The 26602-nt window shown below is 65.9% G+C and carries 22 protein-coding genes and 1 pseudogene; 12 read left to right on the forward strand and 11 right to left on the reverse strand.

The features are described 5' to 3' along the window. Nucleotides 1–200: 200 nt before the first annotated feature. The 6 genes from H2037_RS02840 to H2037_RS02865 form a co-directional block, all read right to left on the reverse strand. The gene (locus H2037_RS02840) at nt 201–677 is read right to left on the reverse strand and encodes a heme-binding protein (RefSeq protein ID WP_292117476.1); all 477 of its coding nucleotides are present in this window, start codon (nt 675–677) and stop codon (nt 201–203) included. Nucleotides 678–679: 2 nt separating this feature from the next. Next, nucleotides 680–1705 carry a carboxymuconolactone decarboxylase family protein gene (locus tag H2037_RS02845; RefSeq protein WP_292117479.1) on the reverse strand — a complete coding sequence of 342 codons (1026 nt, stop codon included), beginning with the start codon at nt 1703–1705 and terminating at the stop codon, nt 680–682. Between the two features lie 114 nt (nt 1706–1819). After that, nucleotides 1820–2977, reverse strand: coding sequence for an aldo/keto reductase (locus H2037_RS02850; protein ID WP_292117482.1), 1158 nt, complete (start codon nt 2975–2977; stop codon nt 1820–1822). Between the two features lie 23 nt (nt 2978–3000). Continuing rightward, on the reverse strand, nt 3001–3999 hold the full coding sequence (locus tag H2037_RS02855; protein ID WP_292117485.1) for an aldo/keto reductase: 999 nt from the start codon (nt 3997–3999) through the stop codon (nt 3001–3003). A 10-nt stretch (nt 4000–4009) separates the two neighbouring features. After that, a complete protein-coding gene (locus H2037_RS02860) occupies nt 4010–4582 on the reverse strand; it encodes a flavodoxin (RefSeq protein ID WP_292117487.1) in 573 nt (190 codons plus the stop codon). Between the two features lie 38 nt (nt 4583–4620). Beyond that, entirely contained in the window at nt 4621–5607 is a 987-nt protein-coding gene (locus H2037_RS02865) for an aldo/keto reductase (protein ID WP_292117490.1), read from the reverse strand. A 118-nt stretch (nt 5608–5725) separates the two neighbouring features. On the opposite strand from H2037_RS02865, the gene H2037_RS02870 reads away from it, so the two are divergent. Further along, a complete protein-coding gene (locus H2037_RS02870) occupies nt 5726–6622 on the forward strand; it encodes a LysR family transcriptional regulator (protein WP_292117492.1) in 897 nt (298 codons plus the stop codon). A gap of 139 nt (nt 6623–6761) precedes the next feature. Here H2037_RS02870 and H2037_RS02875 read toward each other — a convergent pair whose 3' ends face one another. Next, nucleotides 6762–7688 carry an SDR family oxidoreductase gene (locus H2037_RS02875; protein ID WP_292117493.1) on the reverse strand — a complete coding sequence of 309 codons (927 nt, stop codon included), beginning with the start codon at nt 7686–7688 and terminating at the stop codon, nt 6762–6764. Between the two features lie 327 nt (nt 7689–8015). Continuing rightward, nucleotides 8016–8768, reverse strand: a complete 753-nt coding sequence (locus H2037_RS02880) for an SDR family oxidoreductase (RefSeq protein ID WP_292117495.1) — start codon at nt 8766–8768, stop codon at nt 8016–8018. Nucleotides 8769–8838: 70 nt separating this feature from the next. On the opposite strand from H2037_RS02880, the gene H2037_RS02885 reads away from it, so the two are divergent. Beyond that, nucleotides 8839–9468, forward strand: coding sequence for a TetR/AcrR family transcriptional regulator (locus H2037_RS02885; RefSeq protein WP_292117497.1), 630 nt, complete (start codon nt 8839–8841; stop codon nt 9466–9468). Nucleotides 9469–9665: 197 nt separating this feature from the next. On the opposite strand, the gene H2037_RS02890 is transcribed toward H2037_RS02885, so the two are convergent. Continuing rightward, nucleotides 9666–10046 (reverse strand): hypothetical protein, encoded by a 381-nt coding sequence (locus H2037_RS02890; protein WP_292117500.1) that lies wholly within the window; start codon nt 10044–10046, stop codon nt 9666–9668. A gap of 192 nt (nt 10047–10238) precedes the next feature. Further along, complete coding sequence (locus H2037_RS02895) at nt 10239–11183, reverse strand: zinc-binding alcohol dehydrogenase family protein (RefSeq protein WP_292117502.1); 945 nt, start codon at nt 11181–11183, stop codon at nt 10239–10241. 99 nt (nt 11184–11282) lie between these two features. Between H2037_RS02895 and H2037_RS02900 the strand changes: the two genes are divergently transcribed. From H2037_RS02900 to H2037_RS02940, 9 genes and pseudogenes are all read left to right on the forward strand, one after another. Beyond that, nucleotides 11283–12275: an AraC family transcriptional regulator gene (locus H2037_RS02900; protein ID WP_292117503.1), complete on the forward strand. Its 993-nt coding sequence runs from the start codon at nt 11283–11285 to the stop codon at nt 12273–12275. Between the two features lie 181 nt (nt 12276–12456). Next, nucleotides 12457–12612, forward strand: a pseudogene (locus H2037_RS02905) (integrase); the annotation flags it as partial. Nucleotides 12613–12769: 157 nt separating this feature from the next. Continuing rightward, complete coding sequence (locus tag H2037_RS02910; RefSeq protein ID WP_292117507.1) at nt 12770–14851, forward strand: ATP-binding protein; 2082 nt, start codon at nt 12770–12772, stop codon at nt 14849–14851. Between the two features lie 5 nt (nt 14852–14856). After that, entirely contained in the window at nt 14857–15537 is a 681-nt protein-coding gene (locus H2037_RS02915) for a TorF family putative porin (RefSeq protein WP_292117509.1), read from the forward strand. Nucleotides 15538–15981: 444 nt separating this feature from the next. After that, entirely contained in the window at nt 15982–16392 is a 411-nt protein-coding gene (locus tag H2037_RS02920; protein WP_292117512.1) for a hypothetical protein, read from the forward strand. A gap of 313 nt (nt 16393–16705) precedes the next feature. Further along, entirely contained in the window at nt 16706–19663 is a 2958-nt protein-coding gene (locus H2037_RS02925) for a TerB N-terminal domain-containing protein (protein WP_292117514.1), read from the forward strand. Further along, a complete protein-coding gene (locus H2037_RS02930) occupies nt 19660–20973 on the forward strand; it encodes an ATP-binding protein (RefSeq protein WP_292117516.1) in 1314 nt (437 codons plus the stop codon). Before H2037_RS02925 ends, H2037_RS02930 begins: the two co-directional genes overlap by 4 nt. 2 nt (nt 20974–20975) lie before the next feature. Continuing rightward, on the forward strand, nt 20976–23207 hold the full coding sequence (locus H2037_RS02935) for a DEAD/DEAH box helicase (protein ID WP_292117517.1): 2232 nt from the start codon (nt 20976–20978) through the stop codon (nt 23205–23207). Nucleotides 23208–23216: 9 nt separating this feature from the next. Continuing rightward, a complete protein-coding gene (locus H2037_RS02940; protein ID WP_292117519.1) occupies nt 23217–23819 on the forward strand; it encodes a BRCT domain-containing protein in 603 nt (200 codons plus the stop codon). Between the two features lie 273 nt (nt 23820–24092). On the opposite strand, the gene H2037_RS02945 is transcribed toward H2037_RS02940, so the two are convergent. Next, on the reverse strand, nt 24093–25982 hold the full coding sequence (locus tag H2037_RS02945) for a hypothetical protein (RefSeq protein ID WP_292117520.1): 1890 nt from the start codon (nt 25980–25982) through the stop codon (nt 24093–24095). Nucleotides 25983–26046: 64 nt separating this feature from the next. On the opposite strand from H2037_RS02945, the gene H2037_RS02950 reads away from it, so the two are divergent. Next, nucleotides 26047–26532 carry a hypothetical protein gene (locus H2037_RS02950; protein WP_292117522.1) on the forward strand — a complete coding sequence of 162 codons (486 nt, stop codon included), beginning with the start codon at nt 26047–26049 and terminating at the stop codon, nt 26530–26532. Nucleotides 26533–26602 lie beyond the last annotated feature (70 nt).

Genomic DNA, 26602 nt, shown 5'->3' on the forward strand with positions numbered 1-26602 from the left:
GTGATCGCATTTGCACATTCGGAGATCGGACCGCCGATGCGAATGTCCGAACCATCAAATCAATTGCCTGATCCTCCGAACTGGGGGCGAGGGCTGGGAGGGCGAGAGAGATGCAGGGTAGATCTCGGGTGGGTGAACGACCGCGCCTGACTCATCCCTGACCTTCGCAAGGTCTGTTTCTGGGCGGTGAGCCGAACTCGCTATTGGGGACCGGCAATAGCCGCTGCGACGACTGCGTCTTCGGCTGAAGTTCCGCCGGAAATCCCAACTGCTCCGACGACCCTACCATCCAAAACGATGGGCACACCCCCACCGATGGCCACGAAGTCATCTGCCGTCAGCAGCGCGTATCGACCATTATTCACCTGCTCTTCCCGACTGACCGTCGAGGTGCGGAAACGAGCGGAGGTTCGAGCCTTGTTCTGGGCGAGCGGGATGGAGCCGTAGGGGACGCCGTCCATCCTCACGAAGGCGACCAGTTCTCCTGACGGTTCGACCACGGCGATGGCGAGCGGCAGGCCGCGACGCGCGCCTTCGTCCAAGCCGCGTTGAATGATCGCCTGGGCCTGTTCCGCACTGATGGGATCGCCGTAGACCGCCGGGGTTGGGGGCGTCGACTGGGCGTAGGCCGGTGTCGAAAGTACCGTCAGGCAGGCGATGGCGATCAGCAATTTCATGGTCATCTCCGATTGCTGCTGAAAGGTCGTGCCGGCCCCACGAACTGCGCGTCGGTCACGTGTTCAAGCCATTGCACCGGGGCACCGTCGCGGTCTTCCGACACGGCGACGTGGGTGAGACCGCTGGAGCGCGTGCCGCCGTGCCAGTGCGAGACGCCGGGCGGTGTCCAGATGACGTCTCCGGAGTTCATCTCCCGAACCGGCTCACCCTCGATCTGCGTCCATCCCTGACCCGAGGTGACGACAAGAAGCTGGCCATGCGGATGCCGATGCCAACGGGACCGTGCCCCCGCTTCGAAGGTGACTGTCGCCCCGCTGAGAGCGGAGTCGCCAGTTGCTTCGAAGGGCGAGGTCACGGCCACGCGACCGGTGAAGTTGCCGGACGGGACGGTCGAGGCCGCCCCTGCGGCGCTCCACTCGGGCACGGTTTCGAGAACCTCCAGCGCCCGCGTGACTCGAGGCCAGCCGACGTAGAAGGCCAGATGGGTCAGGGCCTCGCCGACCTCGACCCGCGTCAATCCGGCCGTGGAGGTTTGCCGGATGAGACCCGGTATCTGATCCGCTTCACCAAGAGCAGTCAGCGCCGAGATCGTCACCAGCAGTCGATCGCGCGGAACCAGGTCTGTGCGTCGCCAGAGGTCGTCCTTAATCACCGTGTCGGTGAGCCGGGCGAAGTCTGGTGCGAAGGCGTCCTCGGCGGCGGGTGTCGGCCTCGACGGGGCCGGGCGTGCGGCGAACGGAGCCAAGGCGGCGATGTCGACATCGCGTGCCGTATAAACCTCGTCGAAGACGGCGAGCGAGATGACCGCGCTCGGCCAGCCCGCGTAGAAGGCGAGATGGGTCAGCACGCCCGACGCCTCAACGGGGGTCACGCCATTGTCTAGCGCTCGCCCGAGGTGACCCCGAAGCTGCGCCGGTTTGTCGATGGCGATGAGAGCGCTGATGACCATGAGGCTGCGGTCTCGCTGGGTCAGGCCTGGTCCGGGCCAGACCTGTCCGAACAGCACCTCGTCCGTATAGGCGGCCATGCCGGGCGCGATCCGCTGCTGAACCGGCCCCGAAGGCCGGGGCTCGGCCTGCTGAGCCTGCGCGCCGGTCGTGGTTAGAGTCGCCAGAAGTCCGACTATGAGTCCGCGCATCCCTCAGGTCCTCGGTGGGGCTTCGACCTCGGAATAGGCCAGAACGGCGTCGGGCAGGCGGGCGCCCCTGATCTCGATGGCGTCGGCAGCGGTCGTGAACTCGGCCAGTTCGGCCGGGGTGAACCGGACGGTCGCGGCCCCGGTGTTCTCCAGCATGTGCGCCATCTGGGTGGTGCCGGGGATGGGCACGATCCAGGGCTTCTGCGCCAGCAGCCAGGCCAAGGCGATCTGTCCCGGCCGGACCTCCTTGCGCTCGGCCCACTGTTTCACAAGATCGATCAGGGTGAGATTATGCGGCAGGTTCTCGGGCGAAAAGCGCGACTCGCCGCCCCGGATGTCGCCGGGTGCGAAGCGGGTGTTGGCGTCGATGGCGCCGTTCAGGAAGGCCACGCCCAGCGGGCTCCACGGGACGAAGCCGATGCCGAGTTCCTCGCAGGTGCCAAGCACCCACTCTTCCGGGCCGCGCCACAGCAGAGAATATTCGTTCTGCACGGCCGCGAGGGGCTGTTCGGCGTGGGCTCGACGCAGGGTCTGCTGACCCATCTCGCACATGCCCCAATGCAGGACCTTGCCCTCGGCCATCAGCTCTTTCATCAGGCCGGCGACGTCCTCGATCGGCACGGCCGGGTCGACGCGGTGCTGATAGAGCAAATCGATCCGGTCGGTCTTCAGGCGCTGGAGCATGCCGTCGACGACGCGGCGCACGTGCTCGGGTCGGCTGTTGAGGCCCGGCCGACGCTGGCCGGTTTCCTGATCGATGTTCCAGCCGAATTTCGAGGTGATAGCCACCCGGTCGCGGATCGGAGCGACCGCTTCGCCGAGCAGGCGTTCCACTTCATGGGGACCATAGGCCTCGGCGGCGTCGAAGAAGGTGACGCCGGTGTCATGGGCCGTGCGTATGATGTTGATCATCTCCGGCCGGGTCGGGATGGTCGTCTGATAGGTGCGCGTCATGTTCTGCACGCCCAGACCGATGCTGGATACTTCCAGGCTGCCGAGGCGGCGGCGGTCCGGCGGGGTGATCTGGGTTGTCCGGGCGGCCTGCGCCGGTGCTCTCGCGCTCACTGAGGTCGCCGCCGTCGCCGCAAGGGCTGGCAGGGCCAGGCCGGCGCCGAGCAGGCCCCGACGTCCGACGCCTCTGGTCTTGTCACTGGTTTGCATGGGTCGTCTCCTGGTAATTGGGATTAGCGGCCGGTCTGGGCGAGAACGGCTTCGGGCAGGCGTTCGCCCTGGATCGGGATGGCGGCGGCGGCGGCGCCGATGGTCGCAAGGTCGTCGGTGGTAAGGTCGACATTGGCCGCCCCCAGATTCTCTTCCAGCCGGTGCAGTTTGGTGGTGCCGGGGATCGGCACGATCCACGGCCGCTGCGCCATCAGCCAGGCCAAGGCGATCTGGGCGGGGGTCGCCCCCTTCTGCGCGGCGATGCCTTTCAGCAGATCGACCAAGGCCATGTTGGCCGCCCGCGCCTCGGTCGAGAAGCGGGGCGAGACCGAGCGGAAGTCGCCGGGCGCCAGTTCGGTCGCGGCGTCGATCTTGCCGGTCAGGAAGCCGGCGCCCAGGGGGCTGAACGGCACGAAACCGATGCCCAGTTCGTCGCAGGCGGTCAGCGCGCCGTTCGCCTCGACGTCGCGGGTCCAGAGCGAATACTCGTTCTGAAGCACGGCGACCGGCTGCACGGCGTGGGCGCGGCGAAGGGACTCGACGCTGGGCTCCGACAGGCCGAAGTGCCGGACCTTGCCTTCAGCGATCAGAGCCTTCACCGCGCCGGCGACGTCCTCCATGGGCACGGCCGGATCAACGCGGTGCTGGTAGAGCAAGTCGATATGGTCGGTTCGCAGGCGCTTCAGCATGGCGTCCACGACGGCGCGGATATGCTCGGGCCTGCTGTTCAGCCCTCCGGTGCGGGCGCCGGTCTCCAGATCGATGTCGAAGCCGAATTTGGTGGCGATCACCACCTGGTCGCGGAACGGCTCGACCGCCTCGCCGAGCAGGGACTCATTGGCGAACGGCCCATAGGCCTCGGCGGTGTCGAACAGGGTGACGCCGCGCTCGAAGGCGTCACGGATCAGACGCACCGCGTCCTGTGTGGGCGTGGCGTCGCCATAGGCTGACGACAGGCCCATGCAGCCGTAGCCAAGGGCCGAGACCTCAAGGCCGGACTTTCCGAGGATGCGTGTCTTCATGGGGTGTCTCCTATCGATTGGCTTGGGCGCCGGCGTCGGAGCCCAGCCATTCCGTGAGCAGGTTGATCGTCCGACGTTCCTGGTCGGCCTCCATCACGAAGGCGTCGAGGATGCGCGCGCCGGGCGCGTGGCTGACGAGGACGGACAGGCTGGAGCCTAGCCCGTAGCCGCCGTGGGTGATGAAGGGGCGCACCGTCTTGCCGGCCAGGTCATGCCGGCGCAGGAAGCTGCGGATTACGGGCGGCGCGGTCTCGCCCCAGATAGGGAAGCCCAGATAGACGGTGTCATAGGCGGCCAGGTTCTGAACCTCGGCCTTCAAGGGCGGCTCGTAGCCGGCGTCCCGCTCGCGTCGCGCCTGATCCACGTTCGCCTGATAATCCTCTGGATAGGGTTCTGCGGGCAGGATTTCGAACAGGTCCGCGCCCAGCGTGCGCTTCAACTGACCGGCGATGACGCAGGTGTTTCCCGAGCGCGTGAAATAGGCAACCAGGATGTTCGATGTCGGCCCCGCCGCCGGTTGGGTCTCCTGGGCGCAGGCCGTGGTCGATCCCGCCATCAAGGCCATGGCCACAGGCGCCGACAAGGCCGCTCGCCGCGAGACTCCATGACCGCCGCCATCCGTCATCGCCCGACCCTCGCCTGCAAGTGCGCGGGATAGCGGTCGCCCTGAACCGTGATCTGGGCGACAGCCGTCTCGATCTTCGCCAGGTCGTCGACCGTCAGTTCCACCTTGGCGGCCCCGAGGTTCTCTTCCAGCCGATGCAATTTGGTCGTGCCGGGGATCGGCGCGATCCAGGGCTTCTGCGCCAGCAGCCAAGCCAGGGCGATCTGCGCCGGCGTGACGTCTTTCGCCGCCGCCAGGGACTGAAGCGCCTCGACCAGGGCCTGGTTCTGTCCCAGCGCCTCGCTCCCGAAGCGGGGCACGACACTGCGGAAGTCGTCCTTGCCGAAAGTGGCGTCCGCGCCGATGGCGCCGGTCAGGAAGCCCTTGCCAAGCGGGCTGAACGGCACGAAGCCGATGCCGAGTTCCTCCAGCGCGGGAACGATCTCCTGCTCCGGCTCGCGCCACCACAGGGAGTATTCGCTTTGCAGGGCCGTCACCGGTTGGACGGCGTGGGCCCGCCGGATGGTGTCGACGCCGGCCTCGGACAGGCCGAAATGCTTGACCTTGCCCTCGGCGATCAGGTCCCGAACCGTGCCCGCCACATCCTCGATCGGCACGTCCGGATCGACCCGGTGTTGGTAATAGAGATCGATGGCGTCGACACGCAGGCGGCGCAGCGAACCCTCTGTCGCCCGGCGGATGTCGTCCGGGCGGCTGGACAGTTTCTGCTCGCCAAAGGACTGGCCGGGCTCGAAACCGAACTTGGTGGCGATCACGACCTGATCGCGGAACGGCTCAAGCGCCTCGCCGACCATCTCCTCGTTGGCTTCGCCGTAGATCTGGGCCGTGTCGAACAGGGTGACGCCGCGCTCCACGGCGGACCTGATCAGGGCGACGCCGTCTTCCCGCGCGACGGCGCGGCCATAGCCGTGGCTCAGGCCCATGCAACCGAGGCCGAGGCTGGAAACCTGAAGGCCGCTCCGGCCGAGTTCGCGCTTGTCCATATCCGTCTTCAACATCGTGGTTCGGACCATCGTCGTCCGTTCGCCAGGAAAGATAGTGCCAGCGCATAATGTTGATTAGGGTGGGCAATCCGCATGCTCTTGTTAGTCAGGCTTACAGATGGCCCAGCGCTTCGATGATCTCGCCGCCTTCACCGTCGTGGCCCAGGAGCGAAGTTTCACCCGCGCCGGGGCTAAGCTGGGCGTATCGCCGTCGGCCCTGAGCCAAACGATCAAGGGCCTGGAGAGCCGGCTCGGCATTCGACTCCTGGACCGAACCACACGCAGCGTGTCGCCGACCGAGGCGGGCGAACGGTTGCTCAACACCGTGGCGCCCCGTTTCGCCGACATCGAGCAGGAACTGGCCGCGCTCGGCGACATGCGCGAACGGCCCAGCGGCACGATCCGCATCAGCGCCGGTGAACATCCGGTGCGCTCGGTTCTCCAGCCGGGCCTGTCCAGGCTGCTCCCGGACTATCCCGACGTCCGGGTCGAGGTGATCGTGGACTATGGCCTGATCGACATCGTGGCCGACGGCTTCGACGCCGGCGTGAGGCTGGGCGAGCAGGTCGCCAAGGACATGATCGCCCTTCGTATCGGCCCCGATGTCCGCATGGCCGTGGTCGGTTCCCCTGGTTACTTCGAGCGCCATCCTGTTCCCGCGACGCCGCAGGACCTGACCGAGCACAACTGTATCAACATGCGCCTGCCGACCCACGGCGGCCTGTTTCCGTGGGAATTTGAGAAGGACGGGCGCGAACTGAGGGTGCGTGTCGAGGGGCAGTTGACCTTCAACACCATTCGGCCGCGCCTGGAGTCAGCCTGCCGAGGACTGGGTCTGGCCTACATGCCGGAGGACATTGTCGCTTCGCAGGTCGCGTCAGGCGAGTTGGTGCGGGTGCTGGAGGACTGGTGTCCCCCGTTCCCCGGGTATCACCTCTACTATCCGAGTCGGCGCCATCCCTCGCCCGCGTTCGCCCTGCTCGTCGAGGCGTTGCGATACCGAGAGGGCGGCTAGGTCCGCTTTCGGGTCATGAGCCAATGACCGCTCGTGTCGCTTTGCAGCCATCCCGCGGGCGGGGCTTCTTCGAGAAGGGCTACGAACGCGATTCCGATCGCACCTCCGCTTCAGGGCCTCAGCGGGAGATTAACGCGGGTCAGAGCGTCCTCTCGAAACGCACGCCGGTGAGCTCTTGAGACTCGGCCCAAAGGCGGGCGCAGGCGGCCACGTCCGTCGCCTGTCGGGGAATGCGCGCCTCGACTGGAAAGCCGTTCAGTTCGGCCCTCCCGTCAGGGCCGTAGTAGGCGCCGCCCCTGACCTCGGGGGCCGTCGCCGCGAACAGTAGCGGCAGGGCGCCCTGGGGCGCGGACTGGAACAGGAACCCCAACAGGCCCCGCATGGCGCGTCGCAGGCGGCTCGGACCACCCGGCGTGCTGTAGAGCAGGTTGGTGCGCGAAAGGCCCGGATGAGCGGCGAGGCTGGTCAGGCCCCAGCCGCCGACCTGGCTCCGTCGCTGCAGTTCAAGTGCGAACATCAGGCCCGCCAGCTTGGAGGCTGCGTAGACGGGCATCGGCCGGTAGGCGCCCCGGGACTGAAGATCCTGGAAATCGATCCGGCCGTGGCGCGCCGCCACGCTCGACACCGTCACGACCCGCGCCTGTTCCGACTTCGAAAGCAGCGGCAGCAGCCGGCCGGTCAGGGCGAAATGGCCCAGGTAGTTGGTTCCGAACTGAAGCTCGAAGCCGTCGGCCGTCTCCAGCCGGCGGCGTGGCGACATAACGCCCGCGTTGTTGACCAGAAGGTCGATCACGTCCGTCTGTCCCCTCAGGCGGTCGGTCAGGGACCACACCGACGCGAGGCTCGCCAGGTCCACCGTCTCAAACCGGACCGACGCCGACGTCGTCTCGGCCCGGATGCGCGCGATCGCTTCCGCGCCCTTTTCCGCGTCGCGACTGGCGATGATCACCTGGGCGCCGGCACGGGCCAGCGCCCGCGCGGTCTCGAAACCGAGACCGGCGGAGCCGGTCACCAGGGCGGTTCGGCCGCCCTGCGGCGGAATGTTCGCGGTGGTCCAGCGGGACATGACGGGGTTCTCGGACTGAAGGGCCCATCAGGAGTGGGCGGAGGCCTTCAGCTTGCGCGACCGGTCGCAAAAGCGAATGTCGGATGCTGTTTGTTTCTTGCCCGAAGCTTCTCCGCTGAAGCGACTGGCGGCCAAAGCCCGTGAGCGGGCTGAGAGCCAGCGTCCCTGCTGGTGCGCTGCGGACCGATCCTGGCGCCTGGCGGGACAAGGCGGCGCCCGGACCTTGATCGGTATCGGATCGTCAGTCTCGGCGGACGCCTTGTTCGTCCCTGGTCCATCATTGACCGACGCCGCCAGACCCCTCGCCGCGAGCCGCCATGCCACCGTTTACGTCGCGGCGGCCCATGCAATGGCGTCCGGCCCGGCCGGAAGCATCATCGGGCAGTCGGGGTCGGTCGCGGCGCGATAGACCGCCTCGGCGACATCGCGGGCCGTTGTCAAAGGTTCGTCGGCGCCGGCCATCAGGGTCATCACCTCGTGCGCGAAAGCGGCGTAGGGCTCGGGAAAGCCGCCGCTGCACATGATCTGGCTTCGCGCGCTGTCGGCGAAGGCGGTCGAGGGCGCTCTGCCCGGCAGGACGACACGGGCGCGGATGCCGAACTGAGCCAACTCCAGATCGGCGGATTCGGTCAGGGCGTTGAGGGCGGCCTTGCTGGCGCGATAGATCGACAGCAGGGGCAGGGGCTTGTAGGTCGAGCTGGACCCGACGTTGACGATGGCGCCCGAGCGCCGATCGCGCATTCCTGGCAGCACCGCCTGCATCATCGCCATGGCTCCGAACAGATTGGCGTCGAAGACGCGGCGCGCCGTCTCCATCGGCGTGCCTTCGATGGCGTTCAGCCAGCCGATGCCGGCGTTGTTGACCAGAACGTCGACGGGACCCGCGGCGGCGACCGCCGCGGCGATGCTGTCAGGATCGGTGACGTCCAGAGGGAGCACCCGTAGATGCGCCGAGGCGGGCAGGGTGCTGGCGGTCGGGTCGCGCATGGTGGCGACGACGTTCCAGCCCTTGTCGAGGAACTCCAGGGCGGTCTCGCGGCCGAAGCCGGTCGAACAGCCGGTGATGAGGACGGTCTGCATGGGAAACTCCTTGCGGGGGACGACGTGAGGCCTCAAAATATGAAGCATCCTTCAGTTTTGGAATTCGCATTTGAACCGGCCCGATCCCACGCTGCTGCAGCCCCGCAAATCGCCGCAACAGGCCCGCTCCGCCGCCACGATCGAAGCGATCCGGCAGGCGACCCTTCAGGTTTTGCTGGCCGACGGCGTGGGGCGTCTGACGACGACGCTTGTCGCCGAGCGGGCAGGCGTGTCGGTCGGCACGATGTATCAGTACTACCCGCACAAGCAGGCCCTGCTGTTCGGGATTGTGGAGAAGCAGCTGCTGCTGATCGAAGACGCGATGTGCGCCGCCTCCGACCGCCTCATGGGGGCGGACCTGAAGACCCTCGCGGAGGGGCTGGCGGCGGCGTGGCTGGACGCCAAGATGGCGGACATCGTGTCGTCGCGAGCGATCTACGCGATCGCCTCCGAGTTCGATCTTTCGGCGCCGATGGGGCGGGCGGCGAAAATGCTGATGGAGATGTTCGACGCCTTGCTGGCCAGTGCGCCGGACGCCCGATTTGCGGATCGGGCGTCGGTCGCCTTCATGCTGGCCGCCTTGCTGGGCGGATCGGTGCGGATGGTGATGGAGGCCGATCCGTCCGAGGACAATCTCGAGCGGTTGCGTGTCGAGCTGCCGCGCGCTTGCCATGCCTATCTCGCCGCAGCCCGCATCTAGCGTCAGGTCGGCCTTGGCTTTGGCGTGAGGCGAATTTCCGGGTCCAGTCCGCGGGCCAATGGCCGCGGCCTCGCGCGAGTCCGTCGCTCAAGGTGGACCGCCACTGACTGGCGAAATCGGGAAGGCCCGCCCGCGCCTCCGGCCCGAGCGAGGCGGGTAAAAGGCGTGGGCGGGAGTCCCTGTCGTCACGTCACCGGCTAGGCGGCGGGCAAGGGGCCATGGGCCAGGACGAGCGGCACCGTCAGGCGGCCGGCGATGAGGGAGCCGGTCAGGGTCTTTCGGTCTTCCGACAGGCGACCCTCGAACCGGGCGCCGGCGGACGGCACCGCGAAGCGGACCTCGCCTTCGGTGATGGTCGGGCCCTCGACGGGAACGTCGCTCATCCCCATCGCGGGATTGTCGAGGAGTGCCTTGCCCTCGGCGTCGATCGTCAACGTCAGTTCGGACCGACCCGCGGGGGTGATGATGGCTCCCTGCCATGCCCCGGCCAGGTCGGACGCGGCCTGGGCCGCAGCCGCGCCGGCGTAGATCAACGCCACGGCGGCCAGAGGAAGGACAGACGCGCGGAAGCCGGACATGAGGATCTCCTGGTTCAGGGAAGCCCGAGCGCGATCACGGCGCCGGGCGGACCGGGCGAGACGCCCAGCCTCGCCCACCGCTAGACAGCCGCGACCGGACATTCCATCGCCTGACCGCCCGCCGGGAGGATCGGACAACTCATCGCGAAGATAGAGCAATGATTGACGGGTCGGCGGCGGTCTTCGATGTCTTCAGCCTGATGTCAGCACATAGCGCACGGCGGGATCGCCGGCCCAGGCGGCGGCAACCTCGCAGAGAGGCAGGGTCTCGACCTGGGCCTTGAATCCGGCGCTAGGGGCTGCCGCCAGGAGCTCGCCCGCGCCCTGCAGGAGCTGGTCGATCGCGACGCTGCCGATGCCGCTGCCGAGAAGCTCCAGCCCCGTGCTGCGCAGGGCGTCGCCGCGCAGGGCGATCTGGTCGCCCGCGACGGTCCCGAGCTGGACGTAGCGCAGGCGGGGCTCTCCGGACCGGGACCCGCGGTTCGCCGCGGCGGCGGCGATGACGCGGGCGGCGGGTTCGCCCCAGACGAAGTCGAGCACGATGTCCACGCCCTGCGCGAACGTCTCGCGGAGCCGGTCGTCGGCGCCGTCGTCCAGGGGGATCGCGGTGTCGAGATCGAGCGCATCAAGCCGCGACCGGTTGCGGCCGGTTCCGATGACCTTGCCCGCGCCGAGGTGGCGCGCGATCTGGACCGCCATCGATCCGGCCGCGCCGGTGGCGCCGTTGATCAGGACCGCGGAGCCCGGCTCGGGCGGCGCCCGTCGGGTCAGGGCGACCCAGGAGGCCAGGCCGCCGGTCGCTATGCCCGCCGCCTGCACGTCCGAGAGCGCGTCGGGCACGGCGGCCAGCATGGTTTCGGACGCCAGGGCGCGCTCGCCCATCGATCCGAAGGGCGCCTTGGGGAAGAGGAAATAGACCCGGCGACCTTCCGGATCGATGCCGACGCCGTCGACGCCGGGGACGAAGCCCGCCGCTGCGGCGCTTGAATAGTGGCGGCCGGCCGCCAGCTGTCGCACGATCGGGCTCAGGGGCGCGGCGTGCACCTGGACGACGGTCTCGCCGTCGCCGGCGACGGGATCCTGGAAATCGAGATACTCGGGCGGTTGTCCGAGGGTGGTGACGACAGCGGCCTTCATGGTCCGGCTCCGTTAGGTTTGAGGTCGGCGCAGGAGATAGACAGTCGGTCTGGAACGAACTACGCGCCGAAGTCCCCATTTTCTTTCTGATCGTCCCGAATGATGGATCCGCTCTCGGAGCTGCTCTCACTGTTGAAGCCGCGCAGCTACATCACCGCCGGCTTCGACGCCGGGGGAGACTGGTCGCTGCGCCTCGACGATCTCGCCGGCCGGATCAAATGCTACGCCGTGATCCGCGGCAGTTGCTGGCTGAGGCTGGAAGGCGAGGGCGAGGCGCCGATCCATCTGGAGGCGGGGGACTGTTTCGTCCTGCCCAGCGGTCGCCATGCGCGCATCGCCAGCGACCTAGCCCTGGAGCCGGTGTTGGCGAGCCGGAGCCTTTCGCCGGACCGGGACGGGGAGACGGTCGTGTACAACGGCGGCGGCGATGTCTTCCTGGCCGGCAGCCGCTTCGAGGTCAGCGGCCGTCACGCCGAGCGCCTGCTGCAGACCCTGCCGCCTGTCATCCATCTTCGACAGGCGACCGACCAGGCCGTGCTGCGCTGGTCGATCGAACTGATGATGCAGGAGCTGCGCGAGGCCAAGCCGGGCGCGGCTCTGGTCGCCCAGCAGCTGGCGCACATGATGCTGGTGCAGACCCTGCGGCTCTACATGGCCCAGACGCCGGACGACCGGACGGGATGGCTCGCGGCTCTGGCGCATCCGCAGCTGGGCGCGGCGCTTGGCGCCGTTCACGCCGATCCGGGGCGACGCTGGACGCTGGGCGAGCTGGCCGAGACGGCCGGGATGTCGCGGACGGTATTCGCGCGGCGGTTTCGGGAGATCCTGGGGGAGACGCCCATCGGCTATGCGACGCGCTGGCGGATGATCATCGCCGCCGAGCGGCTGTCATCGTCCAGGGACTCTCTGGCGCAGATCGCCCAATCGGTCGGCTACGAGTCCGAGAACGCGTTCAATGTCGCGTTCAAGCGGGTCATGGGCGCGGCGCCGCGGCGGTATGCACGCGAGGCAGATGGAAAGGCAGGGAGGGTGGAAGGCACGGGGCAGCGGGACCGGTTGGCGTCGGACGGGGATGGGAGGGGGCGGACCTGACTCAGCTGAGACCTTGAGACCGTCCGCTTTCGGCTTGCTCAGGCCCCAGTTGCAGGACCCCGCATAAGGCTAAGTAGCTATTCCGATATTCAAGCGGACAGCGGTGGCAAAGGTCTCGTCGCGATCGCCCGCGGTGTAGTCAGCGACTTAGGAGTGCAGAGAGCGTCGAAGGCTGGACGGTAGCCTTCGACGGACAAAGGTAGCCTTGATCTACAAAAAGATCGGAAACCTGCGCGCTTGCCAACTGCTGCTCGGCCCCGGAAAGGTGGAGAGCACCGTTAGATATCTCGGCATCGAAGTGGACGACGCGTTGGAGATTTCGGAGCGGATCGACCTTTGTGTCCGCTTGGGGCCGCCTGCCGGAAAGCGGACTGCCCTAATGTCTAGCAGGGGTGGGGAGCAGACCCGCTGCCGCAACGAAACGTTGCGTACTAACACGTAGTTAAATCTAGTCTTAAGAGGTTTCGTGGGACGCTGTTCGCCAGGAGCGGACCATGTCAGAGAAATCGGCCTTAACGCGCTCGCAGCTGCTGCGCATTCTGGTCTTCGCCGTGATCGCAGTGTCGGCGCTCATTATCAGCGTCGGCGGGATGGTCGCATATTCCGCCTCTGTGATCGACCAGCATGCTGTCCGCACCCAGTTCAGTCTGGTCGACCGTAAGATCGAACGGCGCCTCAAGGGCCTGCGCGATGATGTTCTGTCGGCAAGTGTCTGGAATGACGCCTACGTGAAGACCCTGGCCGGCGACAGGGAATGGATGCAGCTGAATTACGGCGACTACTACGCCGACTATATGCACCACGAAGTGACCGTCGTATTCGATGGGGCTGGGCGTGCCATCTACGCCTCGCGCGACAGCGAGGAGAAGCCCCCCGAGACGGAAGCGGCGCTGCTGGACGTGGCCAGGCCCATCGTCGCCGAGCTTAGCCGCCGCGCCGAGGCCCAGCGGGTCGGCCCCGTCAAATATGGGCTAGACGCCGTCATGACCCGAGAAGCCACCGTGATGGTAGGCGACGAGCCGTATTTCATAACCGTCTCCAGCGTCGTCCCCGAAGATGCCGAGCATGACCGGCCCGGCACGCCGAGTCCCTTCGTCATGTCAGGGGTTTCGGTTCGATCGTTCGTCTCCTCGCTCACGACCGATCTTATGCTGACCGCTCCGAGGCTCGTGGGAGCAGATGAGAAACTAACGGAAGCGTCAGTTCCCATCCAGGACAATGCAGGGCAGCTGCTGGGCTCGGTTCGTTGGGCGCCGGATCGTCCAGGAGCTTCACTCCTGGTTGGGGCCATTCCGGGTCTGTCGATCATGGTCGCCCTCCTACTGGCCGCGCTGGCTATAGGCGGCTCCCGTGTCTATCGGCTCATGCGAGATCTGGCGTACAATGAGGCCGCTCTAGACCGCAGCCTGGCGGAGGCGGAGGCCGCCAATGCAGCGAAGTCCCAATTCCTCGCTAATATGAGCCACGAGCTGAGGACACCGTTGAACGGCATCATCGCCATGACGGAGCTCCTGCGGGATCATCAGACGGATCTACGAGGGCGCGAAATGGCGGCCACGGTCATCTCATCTGGTCACACGCTCGAACATGTGGTCAACGACATTCTGGATGTCGCCAAGATCGAGGCGGGACTGCTCAATTTTGAGGCTGCGCCGTTCGAACTGGACGAGTTGCTGAAAGCGGCAGCTGAGCTTCATGGTGCGACTGCAGCCTCCAAGGGCATCACGCTTGGACTGACGATACACGACGAAGCATCTGGGGTATATCTGGGCGATAGGACGCGCGTGTCCCAGGTCATATCCAACCTGATCAGCAATGCGGTGAAGTTTACGGAAGCCGGCGGGGTTCAGGTCACAGCCCGGCGGCATAGCGACCGGGGTCTCTGTCTGTCGGTCAGCGATACGGGCGTCGGATTTGACCGGGCGACTGCCTCCCGGCTCTTCCAAAGATTCGAGCAGGCGGATGTATCTGTCAGCCGGCGATATGGTGGCACAGGGCTCGGTCTCGCGATCTGCGCATCCTTGACAGAGATTATGGGAGGCCGGGTCGCGGTGCGCTCGGTTCCAGGCAAGGGATCAACCTTCTTCGCCCATCTGGCCCTGCCGAGGATCGGCAACGCCGAGGCCATAATGTCGGAGCCGGACGCCGCCCACTGCTCTGACGCAAAATCCCGCTCGCTGCGGGTGCTCTATGCGGACGATCACGCCGTCAATCGTCAGGTGGTGACGATGATCCTGGAACCGCTCGGCGTCGACCTGTCCTTGGTCGAGAACGGACGGGAAGCCGTCGATATCTTGACCGCCTCCACCTTCGACATCGTCCTGATGGACGTTCAGATGCCAGAGATGGACGGCCTGACGGCCACCCGGCTCCTGCGAGCTCATGAGGCCGCAAACGGGCTTTTGCGCACGCCCGTCATATCGCTGACCGCCAATGCCATGCCGGACGACGTGGATCGAAGTCTGGCGGCCGGCGCCGATCTTCATCTCCCCAAGCCGATCCGACCGGCCCAGCTGCTCGAAGCGATCGACCACGTCCTCGCCCTATCCCAGCACCACGCCGCCGCCGCCGCCTGAGACGCATGAACAAGTCCATCATCGTTGCTCTAGGCCTCGCCGGTTTGGCCTGTCCCGCTTGGGCGCAAACCTCGGACTGGTCGCTGACGGGCACTGTGGGTGTCGTCAGTGACTATCGATACCGTGGCTATTCGCTCTCGGATGAACGACCGGCCCTTCAGGGCGGGCTGACCGCAGGTCAAGCTTCCGGCTTCTATGGCGACGTATTCTTCTCCACCATCGATGAGTACGGCGCCGGCTTGGACGGTGATGGGGCCCAGGTGGAGATTACAGCGACGGTGGGCTGGGCGGGTGAGGTGGGTGGCTTCGATGTCGATGTCGCTGCCAGCGCCTACCGCTACCCGGACGGCGACGACGTGAACTATGTCGAGTTCCCGGTGCAGATTGGCCGGACTTACGAATGGCTCCGCTGGACTGTCGGCCTGGCCTTTGCACCTGCCCAGGCGGCTCTAGGCAACGAGGAGAACCGCTATGGCTGGACGTCTGTGACCTACGCGCCCCCGTCGTGGCCGGTGTCGTTGACGGGCCGTGTCGGATACGAGGACGGCGCATTCGCGCCTGATGGAAAAACCGACTGGTCGGTTGGCGTCGCGCGAGACCTGGGGCGGGTAAGCCTGGATCTGTCTTGGATCGACAGCGATCCCGACAATGGCCAAGCCGTGGCGTCCGTGTTCGTCAACTTCTAGCAAGGCAGCAGGACGAGCAAACGAGCTGCTACGCACGTCCACCTCCAACATAGACCCAGTCGAACTCATCGCCGACGCACAGAACGGGTCTCTGCTGGACAGATACTGTGCAAGGATCAGCTGATTTGAGAGTCCGCTTTGGTCGGGAATCCTCGACTGGGTCCGCACGCGCATTCTCGCCGGTGGCACGGCTTACAGGCGCTATCATTCCGAGGTTTCGCGCCAGCGCTTCGGTTTCCGGTTTGACGGCAATGGGGCGGCCTGTCTCCAGGCGCCGCCCAGGCTGCGCGCGGAGATGGCGGGTCTGGTCCGGTTCAAATCCGCGACCCTGACGGATATCGGCTTCGAACGCTCAGGCGTCTGGGGCGAGGCGACGGCGATGCAGAGGGGAGTCTGCTCGGCGCCGGTCTGGCTCTCTGGGGCTTCTTTCTGCCGCTTGGTTTGATGCTCAGCCTCCAATTGAGCGGTGAAGACCCTCAAGCGGCGACAGCCGATGCAAAACGTACTGCTTTACTGGGCTGGGCTGGTGCGCTCGCCAGCAGCCATGCAATTTTGGATATGGAAGCAGCGAAACGTTCTATCGGATCAGAAATCGCGCGGACTGAACGTCGAAAATCCATCCAGACCCTGTTCGCTGCCCTCACTGCGGGGATTGTCGCTTTAGCGAAGGTGGGCAAGTTTGATACAGAAGCCTGGGGTGAGGCTCTTGTTTTTGTTAGTGCAGGCCTGAGCGCAGGAGCGACGCTCGGCCTGTTGGCGATGTTTGGCTACGTCGAACGCCTTCACTTCATCAGCGAAGCCGTCGAGGAAGCGATTGAGCGGTTGCGGACAGCTAGCTCGGTGAAAATACCCTAAAAGCGAGCGCCCTGAGCTATCTGGGACGGATTATCGACTAGGGCGGCAGCGAGCGATAGTGGGAGAGACTGTCTGAGCGGAACGTAGCGCTTAGGTGGCTCACAGGGAGGGGGCTACGAGCAAGGCCGACCTCTGATTTCGAACCGTTCAACGTCTGCAGTCTGTGCGCAAGGAAAAGCGGTTGATTGGCGGGCAGCGTCCCAACGCAACCTCTGCGGCGGGGCGATACGCTTCTCGCTGGATCACCCGTCGGAAAAAGAGTAGCGTTCGCTGAGGCTTGGGGGGCTGAGGCGTGTGGGTGTGGATTGCTGCGTTGACGATCATCGTCTTGGTCGTCTGGCAGAAGAACCGAACGACGAAGAAGGCGAGCCGCCGGGCTCCAGTCGCGCAGGCTCGTGGGATCAATGTGATCGCCGTACCGTCGCCGCAGCGTTTCGTGCTCGAACTTCCGACGAGCCAGTCGGACGCGGGGACGTCGATCGTGACCGTCCCCACGATCTCGGTCGAAGCCGATTTGTTGGACGGCCTTAGCGCCGATGATCGTGCGCTGGCGGGTCGTTTCGGACTCAGCCAGGAGGGCGATCGCTTTCGGTGCCGCGGATTTAGTTTCTCCAGCCTCGCACAGGCCTTGGCCTATGCGCGCCGCCTGAACATGGAGTTGGCCGCGCCGGTTTCGGTCGAGCCGCAGTCGCTCTCAACTCCGGCGCAGCGGCAAGTGCCGGTCCCTGCCCATTCGCCGGCTACAGAGCCGCAAGACCTCTTTTACCGCATGTCCGAAGCCGATCGCGCGCTCGCGGCGAGGTTCGGTATCCAGCCGGTCGGAGATCGCTTCCGCTGTCGTGGCTATACCTTCACCACGCTCGGGCAGGCCCTTCACTATGTACGCCGGCTGGCCGCGGAGACCGCGACGCCGAGCGCGCCGCCGCGCATCACCGTGCCCGTCGCAGGGACGCCGGTCGTGCCTGTCGCTAGATCGGTCCCGGCCGCCGAGAAGACGCCGGTATCTTCGCCGTTGAGCGATACGGATCGGATGCTGGCTGTCCTGTACGGGGTCGAGAGTGTCGGAGACGGTTTTCGTTGCCGTGACCATCGCTTCACCACCCTGGCTCAGGCGCTCGCCTATGCGCGTCGCCTCAATGCCGAGGTGGCTCCTGCGCAGGCGCCCAAAACCGCCTCAGCGCCGGCGGTATCAGCTCGCCCGACATCCTCTGCTGCGCAGGGGGCGACAGGCCCGACTTGGGTCGGTCAGGGAGCGTCTGTCACCGTCAGCGGCGTTAGGCTCGTGTCCCCAATGATCTACACCGGCGTCTTCGCTCGCAGTTGGGAGGCGCCGCGCCATCTGGTGCATCCTGGTCTTCAGGTCGCGCCCAGCGGCGAGGATCGGGACGGGCTGTCGCTCGGATACTGGCCTTCGTATTCCGGCCTGACCCCGGTCGCCCGGCACACCTATCTACAGTGGTTGTCGCTCGGGCGTCCCGCCGGCTACGGGATCGGCTACGTCTTCCTCTTCTTCTACGGCCTGGAACGCCGGCTGTTGCGGGAGGAGGCGGGAGACGCTGACGAGGTCGTTGCCGAAGTCGGCCGTCTTCTGACGCTGTACGGCGACAACGGCTCATTCCGCGGTTATGCGCGCCGTCTTCTTGCCGCGGTCAGCCTGATCCGGAACGATCCCGTGGCCGAGCCCGTCCTGTCGCCGGATATTCGTTCGGGCGAATACGAGATGCCCTTCGCCGTGCGGCGCTATCTCGGGGCGCGGCTTGCGACCGGCGCGGCCTTCGAGGCCGATGACGCTCTGCGCTGGCTCCTGTCCTCGCCCGAGACCTATCTTAACACCCCAGGGCGACGCTGTTTCGACGAATTGATAGCCTTGTGGCGGGTCCGGTTCGCGGCGCGCCATCCGGCGGGGCTCAAGGTGCGAGCGCCGAAACGTCGGCTCTCCACCGTCTATCGCAGCGCCAGTGGCGAGTTCGAGCTCGAGCTATCAGCGGGCGATATCCCGGATATCGCCGCGGTGACCGCGCCGCTCAACGGGTTGCGGGATATGCTGGCGGCCTGTCAGCAGGAGCTGGAAGGGCTCAGTCGTCTGCTGTTGCGCAAACCGGACGCCCGCACGAGCCTGGAGGGCGCGCTCTGCCTGCCACCTGATCTCCAGACCCCTGTCGCCGAAGGCCTGATCGCCCCGGTACGGGCACGGCTTGTCGAGCTCGTCGGACCCGATGAGCGTGGAACCGTGACGACGTCGGCGATCCTGAGCCTGCTTGATATCGACTGCGAAGGCGCGAAGGTTCCTGCGGCGCAGCAGAAGCAGTTGGCGGGCATGCTCGATCGCCTCGGTTACGCCTTTGAGCCCGACCGCCGCCATAGCGACGCCGCTCTCGAGACCGGCGGGCATATGGTGCTCTTTGCTGGCCGCTGTGGGGCGGCGCCCCCTGGCGATCGGACGGCTTACGCCGCGACGCGCGCCAAGGTGGAGATCGCTATCCTCGCCTCAGCCTCCGACGGCGAGGTGGTCCAGGCCGAGTTGAATCAGATCTCCACAGACCTCGAAGCGGAGCCTGCGCTGTCGCCGGACGACCGGTGCAGGCTCTCGGCCCATGCGCTCTGGCTGAGCCGGGATCTGCCGCGCCAGCAAAGCGCCCTGAAGCGGCTGGCGACGGCCTCCGAAGCCCAGCGCGCCGCAGCGGCCAGGTCGGCCATCGCGGCCGTCGTTGCGGACGGTCGGATTCTGCCGGCGGAAGTCCGGTTTCTGGAGAAGCTGCACAAGGCGCTCGGTCTGCCCGAGGGCGAGGTCTATGCGGCGCTCCACCGGGGAACGATCACCGACGCCGGGTCGCCGCCGGTCGCGGCCAATGACGGGGCGGCACGTCCCTCGGGCGATGTCCCTTTGGCTTTCGATCTGACACGCCTCGATCGGCTGCGCCAGGAGACCTCACAGGTCTCTGCGCTGCTCTCGACCATCTTCCAGGAGGAAGAGGCGCAGCCGTCGCCTGTGTCGCCACGGGCGCCCGCGTCGGCGGAGGGCCGCTTTCCGGGGCTCGACACGCACCACGCCGCCTTGCTGGCGGGTGTGGTCGATGCCGGCGGTGTCGCGGATCTGGACCGGTTCGACGCCGAGGCCCGGGCCCTCAAACTGCTCCCGGCCGGCGCCGTGGAGACCATCAACGAGTGGGCTTTCGACGTCTTCGACGAGCCCCTTATCGAAGCTGACGATCAGGTCGTCGTCGTGGAGCACCTCCGCGCCCGCCTGATCGAACTGGAGACCGCCGCATGACGACTCAGCACCCTCTGAAGACCCGGGATCGCGATGCGATCCTGCAGGCCCTGGCCGCCGGCGTGGTGCCCCGGACCGGACTTGCGCATGTGCAGGTGGGCCGAGCCGGTGAAGTCGGCGCCCTGGTCAGGGACATCGACCGGATCAGCGAGGGCGGAGCGGCGCTTCGCTTCGTGATCGGGGAGTATGGCGCGGGCAAGACCTTCTTCCTGAACCTGGTGCGTCTGCTCGCGCTGGAACGCCGCTGCGTCACCGTCCACGCCGACCTTGCACCCGACCGCCGTATCCATGCGACGGGTGGGCAGGCAAGGGGACTCTACGCCGAGGCCGTGCGCAATCTCGCGACCCGGACCAAGCCGGAGGGCGGGGCCTTGGGCACGGTGGTCGAACGCTTCGTCACCGAATGCGTCCGGGACGCCGAGGCCAGATCGGTCGATGTGGAGGCCGCCATCGATGCGCGTCTCGCGCCGCTACAGGACCATGTCGGCGGCTACGACTACGCCGCCGTGCTTAAGGCCTACTGGCGGGGCAGCGAGGCGGGCGATGCGGCGCTGACGGGGGCGGCCCTGCGCTGGCTTCGAGGGGAGTATTCGACCAAGACCGAGGCGCGCCAGGCGTTGAACGTACGCAACATCATCGACGACGATGGCGTCTATGACAGCTTCAAGCTGCTCTCGGCCTTCGTGCGCCTGGCGGGCTATGCCGGTCTCGTCGTTGTCTTCGACGAGATGGTGAACCTCTACAAGCTGCAGAGCGCCCAGGCACGAAATCAGAACTTCGAGCAGATCCTGCGCATCCTCAACGACGTCCTGCAAGGGAGCGCCTCGGGTCTTGGTTTCGTGTTCGGCGGCACGCCGGAGTTTCTGATGGACAGTCGACGTGGGCTCTACAGCTACCAGGCACTCCAATCCCGCCTGGCCGAGAACGCCTTCGCCACACAAGGCCTGGTGGACCTCTCGGGTCCGGTTCTGCGTCTGCAGAGCCTGACCCCCGAGGACCTGCTGATCCTGCTGGCCAATATCCGCAGTGTGTTCGCCCAGGGCGATCCCGCCCGACACCTCGTGCCGGACGAGGCTCTGCCGCTGTTCATGAGACACTGCAACGGAAGGATCGGGGAGGCCTATTTCCGCACGCCGCGCAATACCATCAAGGCGTTCGTGAACTATCTGTCGGTGCTCGAACAGAACCCGCACCAAGGGTGGGCCGAGCTCATCGGCGGGATCGACGTGGCCAATGACGCCGAGAGCGCCAATGATCATGCGCTCGAGCCGGAGGCGGCAGACGATGAACTGACTGCGTTCAGGCTCTAGTCTTGGAGGGCTTTGATCGACTGCACCGCGAGGTGCAGCGCTGGATCCGAGACGAGGGCTGGACGGGGCTGCGTCCGATCCAGTCGCGCGCCATCGATGCAGTTCTGGGCAGCGAGACGGACGTCATAATCTCGGCCGCGACTGCAGCAGGCAAGACGGAGGCGGCGTTCCTGCCTCTGTTGTCGCGCGCGGCCGAGCGGGAAAACGAGGGATTGTCGATCCTCTACGTCAGTCCGCTCAAGGCCTTGATCAACGATCAGCATCGACGTCTGGACGGACTGTGCGAACGCCTGGGGTTGCCGGCGGTGCGGTGGCACGGCGACGCGCCGGCGGGTCCCAAGCAGCGGCTCCTCAAAACCCCGGCCGGCGTCGTCTTCATCACGCCGGAATCGATCGAGGCCCTGTTCCTGCGCCGAAGCGCCGAGGTGTCCCGCCTGTTCGGCCGTATCGACGCCGTGGTGATCGACGAGCTCCACGCCTTTCTCCAGGGGCCGCGCGGGTTGCATCTGGCCTGTCTGTTGCGGCGGATCGAGCTCGCCACGGGGCGACGACCTCGCCGGATCGGTCTCTCCGCGACTCTGGGAGACCCGATTTCAGCGTCGGCCTGGATGAATCCGACGGCGCCGGAGCGGGTGGTGCTGATCGAGGACGCCGCCGCGGCGAGCGATATCCATCTTCAGATCAGGGGCTATCTCGAGCCGAACGAGACCGGCCCTTCGGCGGACGGTCCTGAGGCGGAAGATCCGCGTACGGCGCTCGACGACATCGCCGACCACGCCTTCGGCGTGCTGCGCGGCGACAATCACCTCTTCTTCGCCAGTTCGAGGCGCAACGTCGAGGCCTTGGCCGACGGGCTCCGGCTGCGCAGCGAAACCGCCGCCGTCCCCAACGAGTTCTTCCCCCACCACGGCTCATTGTCGCGAGAGCTGCGCGAGACTCTCGAGAGCCGTTTAAAGGCGGCGGTCCTGCCGACGACAGCGGTGGCCACGACGACCCTGGAACTTGGGATCGATCTGGGCAGCGTAAAATCTGTAGCTCAACTGGGCGCGCCACGCTCTCTGGCCAGCCTGAGACAGAGGTTGGGACGGAGCGGGCGGCGCAAGGGCGCGCCGGCGATCCTGCGCGTCTATGTGCGCGAACGTTTTCTGGTCGGCGCCGCCGGTCCCCTGGACGCTCTGCGGCCCGAGACCATACGCGCCGTAGCGGCCGTTCGCCTGTTGCTTCAGCGCTATGTGGAGCCGCCGCAGAGCGGCGTAGGCCTGGCCACGGTGGCGATCCATCAGATCCTGTCCCTGATCGTGGAGCGCGGGGGCGTGTCGGCGGGCGGGCTGTTCAATGCGCTCTGTGGCGCCGGGCCGCTCGTCCAGCTGGATCGAGACCTGTTTCTCGCCCTGCTACGGGGTATGGGCGATCCGGCGGTGCGCCTGATCGAACAGGCGCCGGACGGCCAGATCATGCTGGGCGAACTGGGCGAGCGCCTGACTTCGGATCGGGAGTTTTACGCCATCTTCGACACAGACGAGGAATGGACGTTGCGGCACGGCGTGCGGGCTCTGGGCCAGATTCCGATCTCCAATGTCCTTTTCGTCGGCAGTATCCTCGCCTTCGCGGGACGTCGGTGGCGGGTAACCGGCGTCGATGACCGGGCGAAGGTCCTGAACGTGGAGCCGCACCGGGCCGGGCGACTGCCCTTGTTCGAGCGGCAGTCGGTCGAACCCCTCGGGGATCGGCTCGCCCAAGAGATGCGGTCGGTCTATCTGACCCAGGATCTTCCGGCCTATGCGGATCCCGCCGCGACCGCACTGCTGCAGGAGGGCCGGGACGCCTTCGCCGCCTACGACCTGACGCGACAGGCGTTCCTGGCCGATGGGCCCGATACCCACCTCCTGTTGTGGCGAGGCGGAGCGATGAACAGCGTCATGGCGGTTGCGCTCCGGGCCGTGGGGGCCGAGACCGAGGTGCACGATCTCGGCGTCACCCTGGCGCAGACGGCGCCAGATCGGGCGCGGGCGCTTCTCGAGGCCGTCGCCGCACAGTCTCCCTCCGCAGCAGACCTCAGCGGGTTTGTGGCCAATCTCAGCGAGGCGAAGTTCGACGCTTATGCGCCACCGGAGGTGCTGCGCCGGCTGTGGACGCATCGGCATGCCGCTTACGTCGCCGAGCTTCCCCGGGTCGCCGCGGGGGCGGCCCAGGCGATCCGCAGCGCGCCCCCTCTTCATCTTCTCTCGACCTAGGACACGCGTATGGACAGTCTGATCAACAAACTGGGCAGCGAGCGGATCACGGCGCGCCAGATCGACGAACTGGTGGGCCTGGCGCGCGGCATCGCGGCCGACGGCGATCTGAACCAGGCGGAAGTGGAGTTCCTGCAGAAATGGCTGGCCGCCAATACGGTCGTCAGCGACCAGCCGGTCATCCGCACGCTCTATGCGCGGATCAACGAGGTCCTGGCCGACGGCGTCCTGGACGATGACGAAAAGGGGATGCTGCTCGAGACGCTCAACAGCTTCTCGAGTAGGGACTTCGAATTGGGAGAGGTGCTCAAGTCGTCGACCCTTCCGCTTTGCGATCCAGCTCCGGCCCTGCAGTTCAGCGGGCGAACCTACTGCTTCACCGGCACCTTCATGTTCGGCCAGAGGAAACACTGTGAGAGCGCGGTCTTGGAGCGTGGCGGGCAAGTCGGCGGGTTAAGTCGAAAGACGCAAGTCCTGGTGGTCGGCGCCTATGCGACCGACTCATGGAAGCACTCCAGCTTTGGAAACAAGATCCTCCAGGCCTCGGCGTGGCGCGATGAAGGCAGTCCGATTTCAATCGTGTCGGAGGCACACTGGACTGCACATTTGTGACGAATAGCGTGTGATCAGCAGGCCCTGCTTAGGTTGGGCCGCATGTTCCTTAGCGGTTCCTGCGGCCCCCGCGTTGAGCTCTTGCTCCCGGCCGTCACTCACACGCGCTACGCCGGAATGTCGTGTTCCTGGCGGACTGCATATGACTGCTATTGGCGCGACCGCGCTGTTGCGTTCGAGTGGACGCGCCGTTGAGGTGCTGAAGAAGATGCGGCCTCACGCCTGTATCATTATCCTCTCGTTTGACCCTCGTGGAGCCAGCTAGCCCCAAGCCTACTCTTGACAGATCACCCGCCCGAACGCGCCCACTTCGCTGCAGGCTGAGACGAAAGTCATCAGCAGCCAGTAGAGCTGGACGAAATGGGGTGACGGAGGGTTTCCGGCCGCGATGTCGGCCAAGGCGTCGCTCACCCTCTGTTTGCTCAGCGAGGAGGTGACGACGTAGGCGCGTCGCATCATGTCCGGCGTCGAGCGCACCGCGCCGATGGCCTCCGGGACTGTCGCGATGTCGCCGCGGATGACGCGACGGATCGCCGACGTCACCCTGTCCTTGGTGTAGACGCCCCTCCAGGAGGCGACCTTGCGTCCCATCTCGCTTTCCGGCAGCGCCATATTGCCCAGGTTCTTCAGCGCCTGGCTCACGGCCTCATGAAGGGGAGTTGCGCCGAGCGACAGGCCCTTGTGCTTGGCATGGTAGAAGCTCACCGTCGGCGGTGTGGCCGTGGTGTTCAGGCCAATAAAATCCGCCCACTCGTCGCTGAGGTCGTCACACAGCAGCACGTCGTCCTGGCGGGCGATCTGGTTGACCACCACCCCGAATACCGACGTCGGATCAAACGTCGTCTGGACCGGCGTCAGTCCGCCCTTCTCGCTGACGGCGTCCGCAAGGGCGCGCTCTGTGATCAGGTACCTCAACAGGTCGTCGCCTCCCGCCGCGAACCCGTCGTCGCGGTACAGGGCGCCGTCGATGTAAGCCAAGGCCAGATCCTGGAAGAGGACGATGAAGCGGCTTTCGCGGTTGATATACGACCGCAGTGACTGGGCCTTCGGATCCTGCCCAAGAGCCGCAGCTTTGTGTTCGACGGTCAGGCTTTCGGCGGCGGCCAGATCAAGGCTCCGCAAGCTGATGCGTCCCTTGTTGATCTTGAGCTTGCCCAGTGTCCGACGCCGGCCCTCGGTCGGCTCGAGACGAAGCTCCTTCCTTACCGTGCGGACCGACAGACTCGGACCCAGCGTATCGAGCACTGCCGCCGTCTCGTTATGCGACAGCGCGACGGGTCCGCCTTCTCCTTCCTTCACGAGCCGCAGCGGGCCGTGCTCATCCAGAAGCTCCTCGGCCAACAACGCCGTGTTGACGGAAAAGAAGGTGGGCTGCAGCCGGTCTCCGTACGTCGCCAGGCTGACCGAGCGCGCGAATGTCCGCAGAAACGGCGCGACCGGAGCGTTCTGATTTTCGAGCTCCTCGATCATACCCACACACCAGGGCACGAGCTCTTCGTGCCCTGCTGTGTCGGATCGCTGGGAGATGCGTCCCGTGCTGGGCGTGGTCGTATAGTGTCCGTCGTCGCGGCGCAGCGTATAGCCCTGAGGCGCGAACCGACTGCTGCCGGCGGGCCCCACGACGTTTCGCAAGTCTTCCGATTCCAGCATCTTTGACCGCAGGACGTGCTTCGACGGGCTCAGGTTGCGAAGCCGCATCTTCTCGAAAATCGCGTCGCTATGGGCGAGCGCCGCCTCGACCCGTTCAGCATCGATCCGGTTCAGATGCTTGGACTTGAAGGCCGTGGTCAGATCGAGGCCGGACCTGAGGACGGCGACCTTTCCCGCATGCTCGACGAGCATGAGAAAGCCGTAGACCCGCTCCTTCACCCGCGGAGGCGGATCGAGAAAGCCGGGGTTCCGATGATGGGCAAAACAGATGGCCGACCATCGGGTGCCGTCGAGGGCCTCTCGATCATGGCGAAAGAGGTTCTGCGTAGGCTCAATCGCCTGGCGTCTCAGATCACGAAACAGCTCATCGATGGCTTTGTCGGTAATACGCTCGGCCACGTCGTAGAAATACGCCGCCTTCGGCGCATGTAAGTTCCGGATCATCGCCCACCCCCGTAAGGGCTGACCATCCGCCTCTTGGGGGATCAGATCAATCTCTCCGTGTTCGATCACTACCAAGGCTCCCTCAGTGGCTGTAGGTCTGCGGACTAGAGCGGCTAGTCGCAAAGAGGGTAAAATGATTGAGGTGTTCCCGAACCTTTATATTGGCTCAGAGCACGACGAGCATCTGGTTCGGGGGGCACCGGGCTGGTTCATCATCCATGCGTGCAAAGAGCCTTACCATCGCCAAGCGCTTGGCTATTCGGGAAGGGCGGCATCCAAGGATCACCCTGAATATCTGATTGCGCATCGACCTGGCCGGTTGATTTTGAACCTCATCGACGTCGACAACGTCAACTACATCGGCGCCGAACTAGTCGATGCAGCCTTGGCCGCCATTCACGAAAGGATCGGCTTCGACAAGGTCCTCGTGCACTGCAACCAAGGTGCCTCCAGGTCGCCCACAATCGCTTTTCTCTACTTGGTCAAGCACACGGAATCTTTTCGTGGCCTGACGCTCGACGCCGCGCTCGCCAGGTTCAGAGACCTGTACCCGCCCTACAACCCCGCCCGCGGGATGGCGGAATATGTCCGGATCAACTGGGAGCGCTACACACCTTAGAATCTGATCTTGCTCGCCGAATCTTCGGCCCCGAGATTTTAGTGTCTACTTCTCGGCGAGGAGCGAGCGT

This window comes from Brevundimonas sp. (assembly GCF_013912065.1).
Taxonomy (GTDB): domain Bacteria; phylum Pseudomonadota; class Alphaproteobacteria; order Caulobacterales; family Caulobacteraceae; genus Brevundimonas.

Bases quoted from the DNA above. Each gene is read 5' to 3' on its own strand.
- H2037_RS02840 (WP_292117476.1), bottom strand. From the start codon at position 677: ATGAAATTGCTGATCGCCATCGCCTGCCTGACGGTACTTTCGACACCG.
- H2037_RS02880 (WP_292117495.1), bottom strand. From the start codon at position 8,768: ATGCAGACCGTCCTCATCACCGGCTGTTCGACCGGCTTCGGCCGCGAG.
- H2037_RS02900 (WP_292117503.1), top strand. From the start codon at position 11,283: ATGATGGATCCGCTCTCGGAGCTGCTCTCACTGTTGAAGCCGCGCAGC.
- H2037_RS02850 (WP_292117482.1), bottom strand. From the start codon at position 2,977: ATGCAAACCAGTGACAAGACCAGAGGCGTCGGACGTCGGGGCCTGCTC.
- H2037_RS02865 (WP_292117490.1), bottom strand. From the start codon at position 5,607: ATGGACAAGCGCGAACTCGGCCGGAGCGGCCTTCAGGTTTCCAGCCTC.
- H2037_RS02855 (WP_292117485.1), bottom strand. From the start codon at position 3,999: ATGAAGACACGCATCCTCGGAAAGTCCGGCCTTGAGGTCTCGGCCCTT.
- H2037_RS02895 (WP_292117502.1), bottom strand. From the start codon at position 11,183: ATGAAGGCCGCTGTCGTCACCACCCTCGGACAACCGCCCGAGTATCTC.
- H2037_RS02890 (WP_292117500.1), bottom strand. From the start codon at position 10,046: ATGTCCGGCTTCCGCGCGTCTGTCCTTCCTCTGGCCGCCGTGGCGTTG.
- H2037_RS02875 (WP_292117493.1), bottom strand. From the start codon at position 7,688: ATGTCCCGCTGGACCACCGCGAACATTCCGCCGCAGGGCGGCCGAACC.
- H2037_RS02845 (WP_292117479.1), bottom strand. From the start codon at position 1,705: ATGGCCGCCTATACGGACGAGGTGCTGTTCGGACAGGTCTGGCCCGGA.
- H2037_RS02940 (WP_292117519.1), top strand. From the start codon at position 23,217: ATGGACAGTCTGATCAACAAACTGGGCAGCGAGCGGATCACGGCGCGC.
- H2037_RS02930 (WP_292117516.1), top strand. From the start codon at position 19,660: ATGACGACTCAGCACCCTCTGAAGACCCGGGATCGCGATGCGATCCTG.
- H2037_RS02910 (WP_292117507.1), top strand. From the start codon at position 12,770: ATGTCAGAGAAATCGGCCTTAACGCGCTCGCAGCTGCTGCGCATTCTG.
- H2037_RS02920 (WP_292117512.1), top strand. From the start codon at position 15,982: ATGCTCAGCCTCCAATTGAGCGGTGAAGACCCTCAAGCGGCGACAGCC.
- H2037_RS02950 (WP_292117522.1), top strand. From the start codon at position 26,047: ATGATTGAGGTGTTCCCGAACCTTTATATTGGCTCAGAGCACGACGAG.
- H2037_RS02870 (WP_292117492.1), top strand. From the start codon at position 5,726: ATGGCCCAGCGCTTCGATGATCTCGCCGCCTTCACCGTCGTGGCCCAG.
- H2037_RS02915 (WP_292117509.1), top strand. From the start codon at position 14,857: ATGAACAAGTCCATCATCGTTGCTCTAGGCCTCGCCGGTTTGGCCTGT.